Genomic DNA, 17,446 nt, shown 5'->3' on the forward strand with positions numbered 1-17,446 from the left:
CCTCCCCATCGACATTTGGGGCACATGCGACGGAAGCCGCTGTCTGGGGCTGACAAACGATCAATGTTCGCCCCATAATGCCCCGGTCGCGTCTCCGCGCGCGGGTGCCGAGCATCCCGCGGAGGCGGCGGCTCACGCATGCCCGCTGTGCGGGTCACCCCTGGGGAGAGGTGCACGAGTCTTGATGATCGGACAACGAGGACGACGCTGGGCGCGGGTCGCGCTGGCGACCGTGGCCGGTGCCACGCTGGCGCTCGGCGTCGCCGGCCCGGCCGCCGCCGAGGGCCCGGCCACCGGTGTGGCGAAGGCGGTCGAGGGCAGCAGCGTGGCGTTGAAGCTCGACGGCAAGCAGCGCACCACGTCGGCGCTCGCGCTGCGGATCGACGGCAAGCTGGTGCCGGCGTTCTGCATCGACTACCACACCAGCGTGAAGCTGAACGGGAAGTACGAGGAGGGCACCTGGGACGAGTCCCAGGTGAAGAACCTCGGCAAGGTGCAGTGGGTGCTCACCCACGGCTACCCGAACGCCGAGCCGACCGCGCTGCTCGCCGCCGCCGGCGTCACCGCGCCGGCGGTGGAGAAGAAGCGGCTGGACACCCTGCTCTACTTCGGCACCCAGACCGCCGTCTGGCACTTCAGCGACGGCATCGAGCTGGGTGACTGGGAGCAGGGCCTGCTGGCGCCGAAGCAGTACGACGTGGTCAAGAAGGTCCGTGACTACCTGGTCGCGCACGCCACCGACCAGCCGGAGCCGCGGGCCGAGCTGTCCGTCGACCCGGCCAACGCCACCGCGACGGTCGGCGGCAAGGCCGGCCCGTTCACGGTGAAGGGCCCGGCCGGTGACATCGCCGTCGCGGCCACCGGCGGCGCGGCGGTCGACGCCGAGGGCAAGCCGGTCACCACGACCACCAACGGCGGGCAGTTCTGGCTGGCCGCCGAGGGCGCCGGCACGGTCACCGTGACGCTGACCGCGCAGGACTCGGTCTCCTTCGGCCGGGTGTTCCTGTTCACCGGCGGCAAGGCGCAGAAGTTGATCCTCGGTGGCAGCACCGGCGCCACGGTCACCGCCCGGGCCACGGCCGGCTTCACCGCCGCCCCGTCGCCGTCCGCGTCCCCCTCGACGCCGGCTCCGAGCGCGACGCCGTCGCCGGCCTCTCCGTCGGCCACCCCGTCGGACTCGTCCTCTCCGTCGACGCCGGCCAGCCCGGCCCCGTCCACCTCGCCGGCGAGCAACGGGGGCGGCCTGCCGCTGACCGGTTCGCCGATCGCGACGGCGGCGACCGCCGGCGTTCTGCTGCTCGCCGCGGGTGCGGTCGCCGTCCTGCTGGTGCGCCGCCGCAAGGTCCGCTTCACCGCCTGATCCACCCGCGGTTCCACCACCGGCCCCGGCCCCGCTCCACGCGGCGCCGGGGCCGGTGCCGTCCGCGGCGGGCCGTTCCGCAGGTGGAGTTCAGGTGGTCCGCAGGACGGTGAACGCCTCGGCCAGCCGGCCCGGCGGCAGCCCCGCGTCGGCGGCGATCGCGGCGAGCCGGTCGTGGATCCAGGCCGGCACGTCCAGGTGGCCGGTCTGCGAGTGGTGGGCGCGCATCGCGGCCACCTTGCGGTCGTACCGGTCGGTGATGTCGACGGCGTGGTCCGGGGCGGGGCCGCCGGCGTACCAGACCTCCCGGACCACCCACGGCTCCAGTCCCTCGGCCAGCAGCTCCGGGAACGCGAACGGGTTGCGCGCGTCCGGGTAGATGGCGCAGGTGGTGGCCTCACCGACGGCCAGGTGGTCGGGGTGGCTCGGCCCGGCCAGCAACTCCCAGCGGCGCAGCGGCGAGCTGGTCAGCACGCGGTCGGGTCGGAACCGGCGGATGGCCGCGGCGATGTCCCGGCGCAGCGCCGGCGTCGGGGTCAGCATGCCGTCGGGGTACCCGTCCAGGAAGTCGACCTGCCGCACGCCGGCGACAGCGGCCGCGGCCCGCTGTTCCGCCTCGCGCACCCGGGGCATTTCGGCCCGGTCGGTGTCGTCGAAGCCGCCGGCGTCGCCACGGGTGACGATCAGATAGGCGACCTCGACACCCTCGTCCACCCAGCCGGCAATCGTGCCTGTGCAGCCGAAGTCGACATCGTCCGGATGGGCAAAGACCGCCAGCGCACGACGGACGTCGGACAGCACGGGAGCGGACGCGGGGAAGCTCACAGAACGCGAGCCTACGCCGAGCACGGCTGTCCGGCCGGGCCACGTATTTCCTGCTCAGAGCTGCCCGAGGCGACCATTTTATGATCATTTTTCAAGTATCGGCAACGTGGCGGGCAACTAACGGCTTGATAACGGCACCTTCACGGAAGCGGCCAGTGGGTGTCACAGTGGCAGCACCCCACCCTCGGTGTGCGGCACCCCGTACGGCCCACGACCACGACCTCCGCTGTTTCGGCTGGTCCGTGGCTGTATCGCCTGCGTCGGGTCGCGCCTCGTAAGTGGGGAGCCCGGCGGATCGGAACATCAGGGGTGTCCCCAACTTCCCTGTGAACCCGGCGACCCGCGCCCCGGGGTGGTCGGGCGGTGTCATCCCCAGACGTGCGTGAAACCCACGACGGAACCAGGTTTAGAAAGAGGAGGCCCCTCGGAATGAGAGTCTCGAAGCGGGCGACGAGCGCGATCGCGCTCAGCGCGGCTGCCGCGCTTGTCGCGAGCGGTTGCTCGAGCGGTGACGGCGACGGCGACGCCGCCGCCAGCAAGGACGGCGCGATCGTCATCCACGGTGTCCAGCCGGAGAACCCGCTGGTCCCGTCGAACACCACGGAGACCGGCGGTGGCAAGGTCATCGACTGGCTGTGGACCGGCCTGGTCGAGTACCCGAACGACGGTGGGGCCCCGCGCAACGCGCTGGCGGAGTCCATCAACACGACGGACTCCAAGGTCTTCACGATCAAGATCAAGAAGGGTACCAAGTTCCACGACGGTACCGAGGTGAAGGCGAAGAACTTCGTCGACGCCTGGAACTGGGCCGCCTACTCGCCGAACGGCGCGCAGAACGGCACGTTCTTCTCGGACATCGCGGGCTTCGACAAGACCTACACGTCGGACCCGGACGGCGAGGGCCCGCAGAAGGCTCCGCCGCCCACCGCCGAGAAGCTGTCCGGCCTGAAGGTCGTCGACGACCAGACGTTCGAGGTCACCCTGGCGGCCCCGACCGCGGTCTTCCCGACCAAGCTCGGCTACAGCGCCTTCATGCCGCTGCCGGACGTGTTCTTCACCCAGAAGCCCGAGGAGTTCGGCAAGAAGCCGATCGGCAACGGCCCGGTGAAGTTCGTGTCGTGGGAGGACAACGTCCTCATCAAGCTGACGCGCTTCGACGACTACAACCTGCGCGACACCATGAAGATCAAGGACGTCGACGTCAAGCTGTACCAGGACGAGAACGCCGCCTACAGCGACCTCCTGGCGAACAACCTCGACTTCATGGAGACGGTCCCCACCTCGGCGCTCGCCGGTGACAAGTGGAAGACCGACCTCGGTGAGCGGGGCCTGTCGACCACCACGCCGTCGACCGCGCTGATCGCGTTCCCGAACTACGACAAGCGCTTCACCAACCCGAAGCTGCGTCGTGCCGTGTCGCTGTCGATCAACCGGCAGGAGATCTCGGACAAGATCTTCTTCGGTACCCGCAAGCCGGCCGACAGCTGGGCGAACCCGCTGACCCCGGGCGCCAAGCCGGGCAACTGCACCGCCTGCAAGTTCGACGCGACCGAGGCCAAGCGGCTCCTGACCGAGGCCGGTGGCTTCACGGGCGAGATGGTCTTCTACTACAACGCCGACTCCAGCCACAAGGACTGGATGGACGCGGTTGCGCAGCAGGTCAAGACCAACCTGGGCATCAACGCCCGCGCCGAGGGCATCCCGACCTTCGCGGTCTTCCGCCAGAACATCAACGCGCACAAGATGGCCGGCCCGTACCGTGCCGCCTGGCAGCAGGACTACCCGGACGTGGAGAACTGGGTCAACCCGCTCTACGTGACTGGTGGCTCCTCGAACGACGGCCTCTACAGCAACCCGCAGGTCGACGCCCTGGCCAAGCAGGCCAGCGCCGCGCCGAGCCTGGAGGCCTCGCACGAGGCGTTCTCCAAGGCCGTCGAGCTGGTCGACCAGGACGTCCCGAGCATCCCGATCTACTTCTACGGCCAGCAGTCCGGCCACTCGGAGAAGATCAAGAAGCTCGAGCTGAACAACGTCGGCGAACTCGACATCACCTCGGTCGAGCTCTGATCCGAACGGTCTGACCCCGGGTCGGGCTCGCCACATCCGGTGAGCCCGACCCGGGGCCGTTCCGCGAGTGGGTGTTACAACACTCCACTCGCCACGTTGTCACCACCGTGTCGGCCGTCCGACGCGCCCCCTGTCTGGAGGACCACCCCATGGGCCGTTATCTGTTGAGACGGCTGCTCCAACTCGTGCCGGTCTTCATCGGTACGACTTTCATGATCTACGCCCTCGTCTGGGCCGTTCCGGGCGATCCGTTCGCCGGCAAGTGCGGTGAGCGCCGCTGCCCGGACCAGTACATCGCGTTCATGACCGAGAAGTACCACCTCGACCAGAACGTCTTCGTGCAGTACGCCAACTACATGAAGAACCTGCTCCAGGGTGACTTCGGTCAGACCTTCTCGCAGCGCGAGATCAGCGACATCATCCTGACGTCGTACCCGAACACCCTGAAGCTGGCCCTGGTGGCGCTCGCCATCGAGGCCGTGATCGGCCTCGGCGCCGGCGTGCTGACCGGTCTGCGGCGCAACGGCTTCCTGGACAACCTGGTCCTGGTCTCCACGCTCTTCCTGATCGCGCTGCCGGTGTTCGTCGTCGGCTTCGTGCTCCAGTGGCTGCTGGGCGTGCAGTGGGGCATCATCAAGCCGACCGTCTCCTCCGAGATGCGGCTCTCCGAGCTGATCGTGCCGGGCTTCGTGCTCGGTAGCGCGTCAGTGGCGTACATCGCCCGGGTGGCGCGAACGAGCATCGCGGAAAACCGCCGCGCCGACTACGTGCGCACCGCCATCGCCAAGGGCCTCCCGATGCGCCGGGTGGTGGGCGTGCACCTGCTGCGCAACTCGCTCATCCCGGTGGTCACCCTGCTCGGCACCGACCTCGGTGCCCTGATGGGCGGCGCGATCGTCACCGAAGGCATCTTCGGCATCAACGGAATCGGCCGCCAGGTCTTCCGCGCGATCGTCACCAAGGAAAGCGCTACCGTGGTAGGGATCGTGGTCGTCCTCGTGCTGGTCTATCTCGTGATGAACCTGCTGGTTGACCTGCTCTACGCCGCCCTGGACCCGAGGATCCGCTATGAGTGACCCGAGTACCGCATCGATCGTCAGCACCCCTCCCGCGCAGCCGACCGACGCCGGCGCCCCCACCGTGGGGCTGCCGCAGAGCAACGAGAAGCCGCGTGGCCTGCTCGGTGACGCCTGGCGGGACCTGCGTCGTAAGCCGCTGTTCTGGATCTCGTCCACGCTGATCGTGATCTTCCTGCTGATGGCTGCGTTCCCGGCGCTGTTCGCCCCGGGTGACGCGGTCAACGGCGCGCTGTCCCGCAGCCTGGTCAAGCCGGGCGCCGACGGCTGGTTCGGTTACGACGTGCAGGGCCGGGACGTCTACGCCCGGGTCATCTACGGCGCGCGGGCCTCGATCGTGGTCGCCGTGCTCTCCGTGGTCGGCACCCTGCTGGTCGGCGGCACCATGGGCATCATCGCCGGCTACCGCGGTGGTTGGGTGGACGGCCTGCTGAGCCGGATCGCCGACGTCTTCTTCGGCCTGCCCTTCGTGCTCGGTGCGATCGTCATCCTCACCACCTTCAACGGTTCGGGCTCCGGCAACAGCAAGGCCCAGATCATGGGCCTAGTGATCGCCTCCCTGATCGTGCTGAGCTGGCCGGTCGTGATGCGGCTGATGCGGTCCTCGGTGCTGGCCACCAAGGAGGCCGACTACATCGTCGCGGCGCGCGCGCTGGGTGCCGGCACCGGCCGGATCATCCTCAAGCACCTGCTGCCGAACTGCCTGGCCCCGCTGCTGGTCTACGGCACGATCATGGTCGGCTCGTTCATCGGCGCCGAGGCCACGCTGTCGTTCCTGGGCGTCGGCCTCAAGTCGCCGGTGGTGTCCTGGGGCATCATGATCAGCGACGGGCAGCAGTTCATCCGGGTCGCGCCGGGGCTGGTGTTCTTCCCCGCCGCGTTCCTCGTCACCGCCGTTCTGAGCTTCGTGATGCTCGGTGAGGCGGTCCGCGAGGCCCTCGATCCGAAACTCCGCTAGGGGAGACTCAGTTGTCCGACATTCTCGTGTCTGAGCAGTCCGCGCCGGGACCCGGCGGGTCCGGACGTCCCTCCGGCCGGCTGCTCGAGGTCGACGACCTGCGGGTGGAGTTCCGTACCCGGGACGGCGTCGCCAAGGTCATCAACGGGGTCACGTACCACGTCGACGCGGGGGAGACCCTCGCCGTGCTCGGCGAGTCCGGCTCCGGTAAGAGCGTCACGGCGCAGACCATCATGGGCATCCTCGACACCCCGCCCGGCTTCGTCACCGGCGGGCAGGTCCGCTTCCACGGCAAGGACATGCTCCGCATGTCCAACGAGGAGCGCCGCCGCATCCGCGGCGAGGGCATCGCGATGATCTTCCAGGACGCGCTCTCCGCGCTGAACCCGGTTTTCACCGTCGGGTTCCAGATCGCCGAGCAGTTCCGGATCCGGCGCGGCATTGGTCGCGCGGAGGCCAAGAAGCGCGCGATCGAGATGCTCGACCAGGTCAAGATCCCGAACGCCAAGAGCCGGTTCAACAACTATCCGCACCAGTTCTCCGGCGGTATGCGGCAGCGCGCGATGATCGCGATGTCGCTGGCGCTCGACCCGGAGGTGCTGATCGCGGACGAGCCGACCACGGCGCTCGACGTGACCGTGCAGGCCCAGATCATGGACCTGCTCGCCGAGCTTCAGCGCGAGCGGCAGATGGGCATGATCCTGATCACCCACGACCTCGGCGTGGTCGCCGACGTCGCGGACCGGATCGCGGTCATGTACGCGGGCCGCATCGTCGAGGAAGCCGACGTGTACGACCTGTACGCCAAGCCGGCGCACCCGTACACGATGGGCCTTATCGACTCGATCCCGCGCATGGACGAGAAGGGGCAGCAGCTCCGGACGATCAAGGGTCTCCCGCCGAACCTGATGAACATCCCGCCGGGCTGCCCGTTCAACCCGCGCTGTCCCATGGCTCAGCCGGTGTGCCGGGAGAAGCTCCCGCCGCTGCTGCAGGTGGGCACCGCCCGGGCCAGCGCCTGCCACTTCGCCGAGGAGCTGGTGAACCGTGACTGACAACATCCTCGAGGTCCGTGACCTGGTCAAGCACTACCCCGTCACCCAGGGTGTGGTGTTCAAGAAGACCGTCGGTCAGGTCAAGGCGGTCGACGGGGTCTCGTTCGGTCTGCGTACCGGTGAGACCCTCGGCGTGGTCGGCGAGTCCGGCTGCGGCAAGTCGACCCTCGCCCGGGTGCTGATGAACCTGGAGAAGCCGACCGCCGGCAACGTGGTCTACAAGGGCCAGGACATCTCCAAGCTCTCCGGTGGCGCGCTGCGGCGCCTCCGCCGGCAGATCCAGCTGGTGATGCAGGACCCGTACACCTCGCTGAACCCCCGGATGACGGTCGGCGACCTGATCGGTGAGCCGTTCGAGATCCACCCGGAGGTGGCGCCGAAGGGCAGCCGCCGGGGCAAGGTCCGGGAGCTGCTCGACCTGGTCGGGCTCAACCCGGAGCACATCAACCGGTACCCGCACCAGTTCTCCGGCGGTCAGCGTCAGCGCATCGGCATCGCCCGGGCGCTCGCGCTACGGCCCGAGATCATCGTCTGCGACGAGCCGGTTTCGGCGCTGGACGTCTCCATCCAGGCCCAGGTGATGAACCTGCTGGAGAAGCTCCAGGGCGAGTTCGGGCTCTCGTACGTCTTCATCGCGCACGACCTGTCTGTGGTCCGCCACCTGTCGGACCGGGTCGCGGTGATGTACCTCGGCAAGATCGTCGAGATCGGCACCGAGGACGAGATCTACGAGCGGCCTACCCACCCGTACACCCAGGCACTGCTCTCGGCCGTGCCGGTGCCGGACCCGACCCAGCGGCACAACAAGACGATCATCCGTCTCACCGGTGACGTGCCGTCGCCGATCAGCCCGCCCTCGGGTTGCCGGTTCCGGACCCGCTGCTGGAAGGCGCAGGACGTCTGCGCCGAGCAGGTCCCGCTGCTGGAGATCCGGCAGGGCTCGGACCACCCGAGCGCCTGCCACTTCGCGGAGAAGCGCGAGATCGTCGCGAGCCACGAGGCCGCCTGAGTCACCGGAACCGCCTGCCGACGTCAACCACGACGACGGCAGGCGGTTTCGTCTGTCCGGGGCCCGCTCCGGCGTCGCGCGGTCAGCCGTGGAGTCCGGCCCGCCACGGCGCGGGCCGGCGAGCGGCCGCCGACCGGAGCGGGGCCGGACGGCCGACCCGGGTGGCTCACAGCGGGCCGCGCCCCGCCCGGAGCAGCAGCAGCGCCAGTTGGGTGCCGTCGGCGCCGAGCGCGACCCGGAAACGCTCCAGGATCTCCCGCTCCCGGGAGAGCACCAGACGCGTCCCACCGGACGCCATCCGGGTCGCCCCCACCTCCTGGGACAGCGCGGCCCGCTCGTGCCAGAGCGCGATCAACGCGTTGTCGATCTCGTCGATCCGTTCCCTGATCTGCACGATCCGCGCGGCGGCGGCCGGCTCCGCGGTGCCGGTCCCCGCTTCGGCCGGCCCTTCCTCCTCGGCCGGTGGCACCGTGCCCACCACGGGCTCGCTGCCGTTGGCCGGAGGCTGGTCCGCCCCCGGTCGGACCGGCCCGCCGCTCTGCTCCGCCACGTCTGTCATCATCGGGTACCCCTCGCACTGTCGTGCCCGGTGCCCGGATCCCGGGACGAAAAAGCCCCGGGCTCCAGGAGCCCGGGGCTTTCGCAGGTCTGATCGATCAGGCGCGACCTACGGCTGCCGGACTCCCGGTGCCGTAGTAAAAGTAGTAGCGCTGAGCGAACACGCCGTCGAGTATGCCCATGCCGCCCGCCGGTGCGCAAGGATTCGGGCCCGCTGACCGTCCGGGTGCCGTCGCGGTCACCGTTCTGCGCGGGCGTGGCGCGCCGGCGGCGACGACACCGCGCGGTCGGGAAGTGTCCGGCCGGCGGCATAGACTTGTCGCGCGATGCATCCTCTCTTCGACATTCCCGCGTCCCCGCCTGCGCCGGAGTCGGCGCCGGCCCGCCCGGACCGGCCCCGGCCAGCCGCTGTCCGCCTCGATCCGCAGCAGTTGCTCGCCGGGCTCAACGGCCCGCAGCGCGACGCGGTCAGCCACGCCGGTTCGCCGCTGCTGATCGTGGCCGGCGCCGGGTCCGGCAAGACCCGGGTGCTCACCCATCGGATCGCCTACCTGCTCGCCGCGCGGGACGTGCATCCCGGGGAGATCATCGCGATCACCTTCACCAACAAGGCGGCCGGCGAGATGAAGGAGCGGGTCGCCGCTCTGGTCGGCCCGCGGGCCCGACTGATGTGGGTGTCGACGTTCCACTCCGCCTGCGTCCGCATCCTGCGTGCCGAGCACGAGCACGCGGGCCTCAAGTCGACGTTCTCGATCTACGACGCGGACGACTCCCGCCGGCTGATGCAGCTGGTCACCCGCGAGCTCGACCTCGACCCGAAGCGCTACCCGGCACGCGGGCTGGCAGCCCAGGTCTCCAACCTGAAGAACGAGCTGGTCGACCCGGAGCAGTTCGCCGCGCGGGCCACGGGGCCCAACGAGCGGGCGCTGGCCGAGGCGTACACGCTCTACCAGCGCCGGCTGCGTGAGGCGCACGCACTGGACTTCGACGATCTGATCATGACCACGGTGCACCTGCTCCAGTCCCACCCGCACGTGGCGGAGAGCTACCGCAGGCGGTTCCGGCACGTGCTGGTCGACGAGTACCAGGACACCAACCACGCCCAGTACGTCCTGATCAAGGAGCTGGTCTCCGGCACCGAGGGGCTGGCCCCGGCCGAGCTGTGCGTGGTCGGCGACGCCGACCAGTCGATCTACGCGTTCCGCGGCGCGACGATCCGCAACATCCTGGAGTTCGAGCGGGACTTCACCGACGCGCGGACGATCCTGCTGGAGCAGAACTACCGCTCCACCCAGACCATCCTCAACGCGGCCAACGCCGTGATCGACCGGAACACGTCGCGCAAGCCCAAGCGGCTGTGGAGCGAGGCCGGGGCCGGCGAGCGGATCGTCGGCTACGTCGCCGACACCGAGCATGCCGAGGCGGACTGGGCGGCCCGGGAGATCGATCGGCTGGTCGACGCCGACGAGACCCGCCCCGGTGACGTCGCCGTCTTCTACCGCACCAACGCCCAGTCCCGGGTCTTCGAGGAGGTGTTCATCCGGGTCGGCCTGCCCTACAAGGTGGTCGGCGGGGTGCGCTTCTACGAGCGCAAGGAGGTCCGCGACGCGCTCGCGTACCTGCGCTCGGTGGTCAACGACGACGACACGGTGAGCCTGCGGCGGGTGCTGAACACCCCACGCCGGGGGATCGGCGACCGCGCGGAGGCGTGCGTCGAGGCGCTCTCCAGCCGTGACCGGATCTCCTTCGGGGCGGCGCTGCGCCGGGCCCGGGAGGCGCCGGGCATCTCCAGCCGGGCGGCCAACGGCATCGCCGACTTCGTGGCGCTGCTCGACGGTGCCCGGGAGCTGGCCGAGACCGGCACCCCGGAGGAGGTGCTGGAGGCGTTGCTGACCCGCTCGGGCTACCTCACCGAGCTGGAGGAGAGCCTGGACCCGCAGGACGCCGGCCGGGTGGACAACCTCCAGGAGTTGGTCAGCGTCGCCCGGGAGTACACCGAGCGGATCGAGGCGACCGGCGCCGACGGCGAGCGGGCCACCCTGGCCGGGTTCCTGGAGCAGGTCGCCCTGGTCGCCGACGCCGACCAGATCCCCTCCGACGACCCCGACCACCAGGGCGTGGTCACGCTGATGACGTTGCACACCGCCAAGGGGCTGGAATTCCCGGTGGTCTTCCTGACCGGGCTGGAGGACGGCGTCTTCCCGCACCTGCGTTCGCTGGGCGACACCCGCGAGCTGGAGGAGGAGCGCCGGCTGGCGTACGTCGGCATCACCCGGGCCCGACAGCGGCTCTACCTCTCCCGGGCGGTGACCCGCTCGGCCTGGGGGCAGCCGGCCTACAACCCGCCGTCCCGGTTCCTGGAGGAGCTGCCGCCGGAGCTGGTGCACTGGGAGCGCACCGAGGGGTCGTACACCTCGTGGGCCGGCGGGGGCGGCGGCGTCGGTGGGCGCGCGGACCGCGCTCCCGGCGTGCGGGGCACCTTCACCGGGGGCACGCCGAAGGCGGCGCAGTTGGCCAAGCGGCTCGGGGTGGACGCCAGCCGGTTGGCCACGGCCAGTGAGCTGCCGCAGGGGCCGAAGGTGTCGGCCGGCGACCGGGTCAACCACCAGCGTTACGGCATGGGGCGGGTGCTCGCCGTCGAGGGGCACGGTCCGGGTGCCCGCGCGCAGATCGACTTCGGTGACCAGACCATGTGGCTGGTGCTGCGACACGCCCCGATCGACAAGCTCTGACCCCGAAACGCGCGGGCCGGAGGTCCGCTGCCCAAGATCCGCACTACTTCCGGGAAAGAGTGGTCTCGGCACCGCCGGAGGCCACTCTTTCCCTGAAGTTGCGTGCGCTAGCGGTGCGGCTGGGGGAATTCCGGCGAAGCCTTGCGCGCGCCGGGCGATGTAGGGTCCGGCGAGAGGTGCGCGAATGAGTTTCCGGCTGGCGGCGTACGCCGTGTGCATCGAGGATGAGCGGGTCCTGCTCGCCCGTTACGTCCCACCGACGGGCGGCAGTCACTGGACCCTCCCGGGCGGCAAGGTCGAGCACGCGGAGGATCCGTTCGATGCGGTGATCCGGGAGGTCGCCGAGGAGACCGGCTGCGACGGGGTGGTCGAACGCCTGCTGGGTGTGGACTCGAGAGTGATTCCCGCTGCCGAGGCGCATCTGGGGATCGAGCACCAGAACGTCGGCATCTTCTACCGAGTGCGTATCACCGGCGGCGCTCTCCGGCCCGAGCCGAACGGCGAAACCGCCGAGTCGGTCTGGACTCCGATACCCGACGTAGCTCAACTGCGCCGATCAGGGCTTGTCGACATCGGCCTCGCACTGGCGCAGACCCTTCCGGTGACCGGCCACGTCGCCTCCGTTCCGGTCGGCGGTCTCATTCAGCACTGAGACCGCCGCCGTACGGACACTTCTCGCACAGAGGGCTCAGCAGCCCAGGTCGACGCCGCGCGCCCGCATGAACGGCGCCGGGTCGATCTGGTTCCACATGCCCTGGTGCACCTCGAAGTGCAGGTGCGGGCCGGTGGCGTCGCCGGTGGCGCCCTCGTAGCCGATCACCTGGCCGGCCTTGACCGCCTGCCCGACGGTGACCGCGATCCGGCTCTGGTGGGCGTAGTGGGTCAGGTAGCCGTTGCCGTGGTCGACGAAGACGGAGTTGCCGTACCCGTCGGAGGCGTCACCGGCCTGGACCACCGTGCCCGCCGCCGCGGCGCGGATCGGCGTGCCGGAGGGCAGCGCCAGGTCGATCCCAGCGTGCAGGGTGCCCCAGCGCTGGCCGTAGCAGGAGGTGACCGCTGCGCCCGGCATCGGGTCGACCCAGGCCGGCGTCGGCTTGGTGGTCTTCTTCGGCTTGGGCTTCGCGGTGGCCGTCTTCGTCGGCGTCGGGCTGGCGCTGGCCGTCGACGGGCTCGCGGTCGGGCTGGCCGAGGGGGAGACCGGCGCGGCCGACTCGCGGGCGGAGCGGTCCGCCCGGCTGACGGCCTCAGCCCGGGACTGCGCGTCCAGGGAGACGGCGGCGGGCGCCGGGCGCTCCGGGCCGGTGGTGGCGACGGCGACACCGCCCAGGCCGAGGGCCACCAGGGCGGCTGCGCCGAGCACGATGAGGCGGTTCCGCCGGCCGGCGCGCTGCGGTTGCTCGGCGGCGGTGTCGGGGGTGTTCTCGTTCTGGACGGGGCTGTCTTCCTGCACGGCGGACCTTCACAGTCGAGGGGCACTTGACCTCGAAATACTGGTGTCGGGCCGAGCTGGGGCCGGTACGGGGACCGGGCGGCTGCCGGGCGGGTCGGGGGCTGCTGTCCCGATATGACCCGCTCCGCTGTGATACATCCGGAAAACTGATCTTGTAGGTAGGTGTCCTCGGTCATAGTCGAGGTTGTGATCCAGCAGACATTCGCGCCGTCGGGGCGACAAAAAACCGCCCGGATCGACAGATCCGGGCGGTCAAAGGTCAGTACGGAGCGTCAGGACGCGGCTACCTCGCTGTAGATTGCCTCGACTTGCAGCTTGATGTCCACTCCGCGCTCCTGCAGGAACGGCACCGGGTCCTTCGGCTGGCCCTTGACATGGATCTCAAGGTGCAGGTGCGTGCCGTAGGCGTGACCGGTCTGGCCCACCAGGCCGAGCTGGTCGCCCGCCTTGATCTGCTGCCCCTCCTTGACGCTGAGGGCGGAGGAGTGGGCGTAGACCGCCTCGCTGCCGTCAGCGTGCTGGACGATCACCGCGTAGCCGTACCCGCCGAACCAGCCGGCCTTGGTGACCAGCCCGTCGTGGATCGCCACGTACGGCGTGCCCTCGGGGACGACCAGGTCCACGCCGGTGTGCATCTTGCCCCAGCGCACCCCGTAGGGAGAGTTGAAGTCGTAACCCTGCAGCGGCAGCATCCAGACGTCGGGCTCGGCCGCGTCCTTGGTCCGGCTGTCCCGGGAGGCGCGGTCGGCGTTGTCCGCACGGGCCGCGGCGTCCTGGCTGGTGATCGACGCCTGCTTGAGCTCGTCGAGCACCGACGGGCTGACGTCCTTGGCGTCCGGCAGGGCGCTGGCGCCGAGCGCGACGATGCCGGCTCCGACGAAGGCGGTGGTGACGACCGCGGCGTAACGGCTGCGTGGGGGGGTGGGTACGCGGCGACGACCGCGATATCTATCGGGCTCAGACGACAGGCGCTGGCGCACGCACACCCTCCGTTGTCGGGGTTCCGAAGCGGTCGGTGGACGTTCGTGGAGCTGTGGTGAACGTCCGCTGGCCGCGTCGTCACCCGTCCATAGACCTGATGACAACCGTGGACACGTTAGCCAACCACCAGGCGAGTCACAAGCCAGACCGCCGAATTGGCGTGTCGATCTGTCCGTTTGCGTCCGTGATTGTCACGCATCGTGACGTCAATCGGTGCCCCCGTTACTGCCCGTTCGTCGCCGAGCGTGACCGGTCCGGCGGAGTCGTCCGGCTTGACGGCGGGGGTCGCCCGAACCCCACCGCAGGCCCGCCCGTACGCACGTGACCATGCTCGGCGGCGCCGAAGTGCCGATCGGTTTCCCGGCCCGGATTTCCCGGGCCCGGTCGGCCGGGTTACCGTTCGTTCAGGTGAAGGCCGTGGAGCCGGTGAAAGGTGTGCGCTGATGAGCTCTCGTATTCGGGTCGTCGTCGCGAAGCCCGGCCTGGACGGCCACGACCGGGGCGCCAAGGTGGTCGCGCGGGCTCTCCGCGACGCGGGGATGGAGGTCGTCTACACCGGCCTGCACCAGACCCCCGAGCAGATCGTGGAGACCGCCATCCAGGAGGACGCCGACGCCGTCGGCCTGTCCGTGCTCTCCGGCGCGCACATGACGCTCTTCCGTCGGGTGCTGGAACTGCTCGGTGAGCGGGACGCCCGCGACATCGTCGTGTTCGGCGGCGGCATCATCCCCAACGGCGACATCCCCGAGCTGGAGAAGCTCGGCGTCGCCAAGATCTTCACGCCGGGCGCCACCACCCAGTCGATCGTCGAGTGGGTCCGGCAGAACGTCGCGCAGCCGGTCGCCTGAGGCGCGCCGGCGGGGCCAGTCGGACGGGTCCGGGCACGGGGGAGGGGCCGGACGCACCCCTCACACGTCCGGCCCCTCTATGCACGATGCCCCGCCGCCACCCCTCGACCGACAGGGCATCGGCCGTCTCCCGTCATCGCGCTGATCAGCGCTCCGACACCTGACTCAACGACGCCCCGACGGGCGGGTTACGCACCCCGGCAACATCGCTCGGACGGTGGACGCCGCCCGTGCCGTACGGGAACCGGCCGCGTCCGACGCCCGGTTGTGCATTACCGCACACCGTGCACCCGCTCGGTTGCCGGACGTGCCCACCTCGCTAGGCTGCGGCCAATGGCCTGTGTCAAGTGATGACAGGCGTCAAACTGTTTTCTGAACGCTGGTGGCGGCGCGACGGCGCGCCGCGGAGACGGGACGGGACGCGCAATCGTGGACCTGTACGAGTACCAGGGGCGGGACCTGTTCGAGCGGCACGGTTTGCCCGTGCTTGCCGGCGGCGTCGCCACTACCCCGGAGGAGGCCCGCGCGATCGCCGAACGCCTCGGCGGTCGAGTGGTCGTCAAGGCGCAGGTGAAGGTCGGCGGCCGAGGCAAGGCCGGCGGCGTCAAGCTGGCCGAGGGCCCGGATGAGGCGGTGGCCAGGGCCACCGACATCCTCGGCATGGACATCAAGGGTCACACCGTCCACAAGGTCATGATCACCGTGACCGCGGACGTGGCCGAGGAGTACTACTTCTCGTACCTGCTCGACCGGGCGAACCGCACCTTCCTCTGCATCGCCAGCGTCGCCGGCGGTATGGACATCGAGCAGGTCGCCGCCGAGACCCCGGACCGCGTGGTCAAGGCCCCGATCGACGCGAACGTCGGCGTCGACGAGGCCAAGGCGCGGGAGATCGTTTCCGCCGCCGGCTTCCCGGCCGAGGTCGCCGACCAGGTGGTCGAGGTGGCCGTCGCCCTGTGGCAGGCGTTCGTCGCCGAGGACGCCACGCTGGTCGAGGTGAACCCGCTGGCCAAGAACGGCGACGGGCGGCTGCTGCTGCTCGACGCCAAGATCACCTTGGACGAGAACGCCGCGTTCCGGCACCCGGACCACGAGGCCCTGGTCGACCAGGCCTCGGTGGACCCGCTGGAGCAGGCCGCCAAGGAGAAGGACCTCAACTACGTCAAGCTCGACGGCGAGGTCGGCATCATCGGCAACGGCGCGGGTCTGGTCATGTCGACCCTCGACGTGGTGGCGTACGCCGGTGAGCGGCACGGCAACGTCAAGCCGGCCAACTTCCTCGACATCGGTGGCGGCGCGAGCGCCGCGGTGATGGCGAACGGGCTGGAGATCGTGCTCTCCGACCCGGCCGTGAAGAGCGTCTTCGTCAACGTCTTCGGCGGCATCACCGCCTGCGACGAGGTCGCCAACGGCATCATCCAGGCGCTGGCCCTGCTGGAGCAGCGCGGCGAGCAGGTCACCAAGCCGCTCGTCGTCCGCCTCGACGGCAACAACGCCGAGGCCGGCCGGGCGATCCTGGACGGCGCGAACAACCCGCTCGTGCAGCGGGTGGACACCATGGACGGCGCGGCCGAGCGGGCCGCCGAGCTGGCAGCTGCGGGGGTCTGATCATGGCTATCTGGCTGACCAAGGACTCGAAGGTCATCGTCCAGGGGATGACCGGTTCCGAGGGCTCCAAGCACACCCGGCGGATGCTCGCCGCCGGCACCAACGTCGTCGGTGGCGTCAACCCGCGCAAGGCGGGCCAGAAGGTCGACTTCGACGGCACCGAGCTGCCGGTCTTCGCGTCCGTGGCGGACGCCATCGCCGAGACCGGGGCCGACGTCACCGTCATCTTCGTGCCGCCGCAGTTCACCAAGGCCGCCGTGGTCGAGGCGATCGACGCCGCGATCCCGCTGGCCGTGGTGATCACCGAGGGCGTGCCGGTGCACGACACCGCCGCCTTCTGGGCGTACAACGTGGCGCAGGGCGAGCAGACCCGGATCATCGGGCCGAACTGCCCGGGCATCGCCTCGCCGGGCGCCTCCAACGCCGGCATCATCCCGGCCGACATCACCGGCTCCGGCCGGATCGGTCTGGTCAGCAAGAGCGGCACGCTGACCTACCAGATGATGTACGAGCTGCGGGACATCGGCTTCTCCACCTGCGTCGGCATCGGCGGTGACCCGATCATCGGCACCACCCACATCGACGCCCTGGCGGCGTTCGAGGCCGACCCGGAGACCGACGCCATCGTCATGATCGGTGAGATCGGCGGCGACGCCGAGGAGCGGGCCGCCGAGTTCATCAAGGCGAACGTCACCAAGCCGGTGGTCGGCTACATTGCCGGCTTCACCGCGCCCCCCGGCAAGACCATGGGCCACGCCGGGGCGATCATCTCCGGCTCGGCCGGCACCGCCGAGGCGAAGCAGGCGGCGCTGGAGGCGGTCGGGGTCAAGGTCGGCAAGACGCCGACCGAGACCGCCCGCCTGATGCGCGAGATCATGTCCGGCAGCTGAGCGGACCAGGCAGCACCGAAGGGGGTCGA

At 70.0% G+C, this 17,446-nt stretch carries 16 protein-coding genes; 12 read left to right on the forward strand and 4 right to left on the reverse strand.

Going from position 1 to position 17,446, the window contains the following annotated elements:
* Window positions 1-184 precede the first annotated feature (184 nt).
* Window positions 185-1,360: a thioester domain-containing protein gene (locus tag AB0K07_RS20125; protein ID WP_363756919.1), complete on the forward strand. Its 1,176-nt coding sequence runs from the start codon at window positions 185-187 to the stop codon at window positions 1,358-1,360.
* A 90-nt stretch (window positions 1,361-1,450) separates the two neighbouring features.
* On the opposite strand, the gene AB0K07_RS20130 is transcribed toward AB0K07_RS20125, so the two are convergent.
* Entirely contained in the window at window positions 1,451-2,185 is a 735-nt protein-coding gene (locus tag AB0K07_RS20130; protein ID WP_363756920.1) for a PIG-L deacetylase family protein, read from the reverse strand.
* 429 nt (window positions 2,186-2,614) lie between these two features.
* On the opposite strand from AB0K07_RS20130, the gene AB0K07_RS20135 reads away from it, so the two are divergent.
* From AB0K07_RS20135 to AB0K07_RS20155, 5 genes are all read left to right on the forward strand, one after another.
* On the forward strand, window positions 2,615-4,252 hold the full coding sequence (locus AB0K07_RS20135) for an ABC transporter substrate-binding protein (RefSeq protein ID WP_363756921.1): 1,638 nt from the start codon (window positions 2,615-2,617) through the stop codon (window positions 4,250-4,252).
* A gap of 149 nt (window positions 4,253-4,401) precedes the next feature.
* Window positions 4,402-5,328 carry an ABC transporter permease gene (locus AB0K07_RS20140; RefSeq protein WP_363756922.1) on the forward strand — a complete coding sequence of 309 codons (927 nt, stop codon included), beginning with the start codon at window positions 4,402-4,404 and terminating at the stop codon, window positions 5,326-5,328.
* Window positions 5,321-6,286 (forward strand): ABC transporter permease, encoded by a 966-nt coding sequence (locus AB0K07_RS20145; protein WP_363756923.1) that lies wholly within the window; start codon window positions 5,321-5,323, stop codon window positions 6,284-6,286. The genes AB0K07_RS20140 and AB0K07_RS20145 overlap by 8 nt, the downstream gene beginning before the upstream one ends.
* A 26-nt stretch (window positions 6,287-6,312) precedes the next feature.
* The gene (locus AB0K07_RS20150; RefSeq protein ID WP_363757171.1) at window positions 6,313-7,341 is read left to right on the forward strand and encodes an ABC transporter ATP-binding protein; all 1,029 of its coding nucleotides are present in this window, start codon (window positions 6,313-6,315) and stop codon (window positions 7,339-7,341) included.
* Window positions 7,334-8,350, forward strand: coding sequence for a dipeptide ABC transporter ATP-binding protein (locus tag AB0K07_RS20155; protein ID WP_363756924.1), 1,017 nt, complete (start codon window positions 7,334-7,336; stop codon window positions 8,348-8,350). Before AB0K07_RS20150 ends, AB0K07_RS20155 begins: the two co-directional genes overlap by 8 nt.
* Before the next feature lie 166 nt (window positions 8,351-8,516).
* On the opposite strand, the gene AB0K07_RS20160 is transcribed toward AB0K07_RS20155, so the two are convergent.
* A complete protein-coding gene (locus AB0K07_RS20160; protein WP_363756925.1) occupies window positions 8,517-8,912 on the reverse strand; it encodes a chorismate mutase in 396 nt (131 codons plus the stop codon).
* Between the two features lie 322 nt (window positions 8,913-9,234).
* Between AB0K07_RS20160 and pcrA the strand changes: the two genes are divergently transcribed.
* Together pcrA and AB0K07_RS20170 are read left to right on the forward strand one after the other, a co-directional pair.
* Window positions 9,235-11,640: a DNA helicase PcrA gene (pcrA, locus tag AB0K07_RS20165; protein ID WP_363756926.1), complete on the forward strand. Its 2,406-nt coding sequence runs from the start codon at window positions 9,235-9,237 to the stop codon at window positions 11,638-11,640.
* 184 nt (window positions 11,641-11,824) lie between these two features.
* Window positions 11,825-12,292 carry an NUDIX hydrolase gene (locus AB0K07_RS20170; protein ID WP_363756927.1) on the forward strand — a complete coding sequence of 156 codons (468 nt, stop codon included), beginning with the start codon at window positions 11,825-11,827 and terminating at the stop codon, window positions 12,290-12,292.
* A gap of 36 nt (window positions 12,293-12,328) precedes the next feature.
* On the opposite strand, the gene AB0K07_RS20175 is transcribed toward AB0K07_RS20170, so the two are convergent.
* Both AB0K07_RS20175 and AB0K07_RS20180 read right to left on the reverse strand, forming a co-directional pair.
* Entirely contained in the window at window positions 12,329-13,090 is a 762-nt protein-coding gene (locus AB0K07_RS20175) for a M23 family metallopeptidase (RefSeq protein WP_363756928.1), read from the reverse strand.
* 272 nt (window positions 13,091-13,362) lie between these two features.
* Window positions 13,363-14,070 (reverse strand): M23 family metallopeptidase, encoded by a 708-nt coding sequence (locus AB0K07_RS20180; RefSeq protein ID WP_363756929.1) that lies wholly within the window; start codon window positions 14,068-14,070, stop codon window positions 13,363-13,365.
* 322 nt (window positions 14,071-14,392) lie between these two features.
* On the opposite strand from AB0K07_RS20180, the gene AB0K07_RS20185 reads away from it, so the two are divergent.
* The 4 genes from AB0K07_RS20185 to sucD all read left to right on the forward strand — a co-directional run bounded on the left by AB0K07_RS20185 (window position 14,393) and on the right by sucD (window position 17,417).
* Window positions 14,393-14,515 carry a hypothetical protein gene (locus AB0K07_RS20185; protein WP_363756930.1) on the forward strand — a complete coding sequence of 41 codons (123 nt, stop codon included), beginning with the start codon at window positions 14,393-14,395 and terminating at the stop codon, window positions 14,513-14,515.
* Window positions 14,515-14,919 (forward strand): cobalamin B12-binding domain-containing protein, encoded by a 405-nt coding sequence (locus AB0K07_RS20190; protein ID WP_074314422.1) that lies wholly within the window; start codon window positions 14,515-14,517, stop codon window positions 14,917-14,919. Before AB0K07_RS20185 ends, AB0K07_RS20190 begins: the two co-directional genes overlap by 1 nt.
* Window positions 14,920-15,348: 429 nt before the next feature.
* Window positions 15,349-16,527 carry an ADP-forming succinate--CoA ligase subunit beta gene (sucC, locus tag AB0K07_RS20195; protein ID WP_363756931.1) on the forward strand — a complete coding sequence of 393 codons (1,179 nt, stop codon included), beginning with the start codon at window positions 15,349-15,351 and terminating at the stop codon, window positions 16,525-16,527.
* 2 nt (window positions 16,528-16,529) lie between these two features.
* Entirely contained in the window at window positions 16,530-17,417 is an 888-nt protein-coding gene (sucD, locus tag AB0K07_RS20200; RefSeq protein ID WP_363756932.1) for a succinate--CoA ligase subunit alpha, read from the forward strand.
* Window positions 17,418-17,446: the final 29 nt, after the last annotated feature.

Origin of the sequence: Micromonospora sp. NPDC049301 (assembly GCF_040678715.1) — a bacterium.
Classification (GTDB): Bacteria; Actinomycetota; Actinomycetes; order Mycobacteriales; family Micromonosporaceae; genus Micromonospora.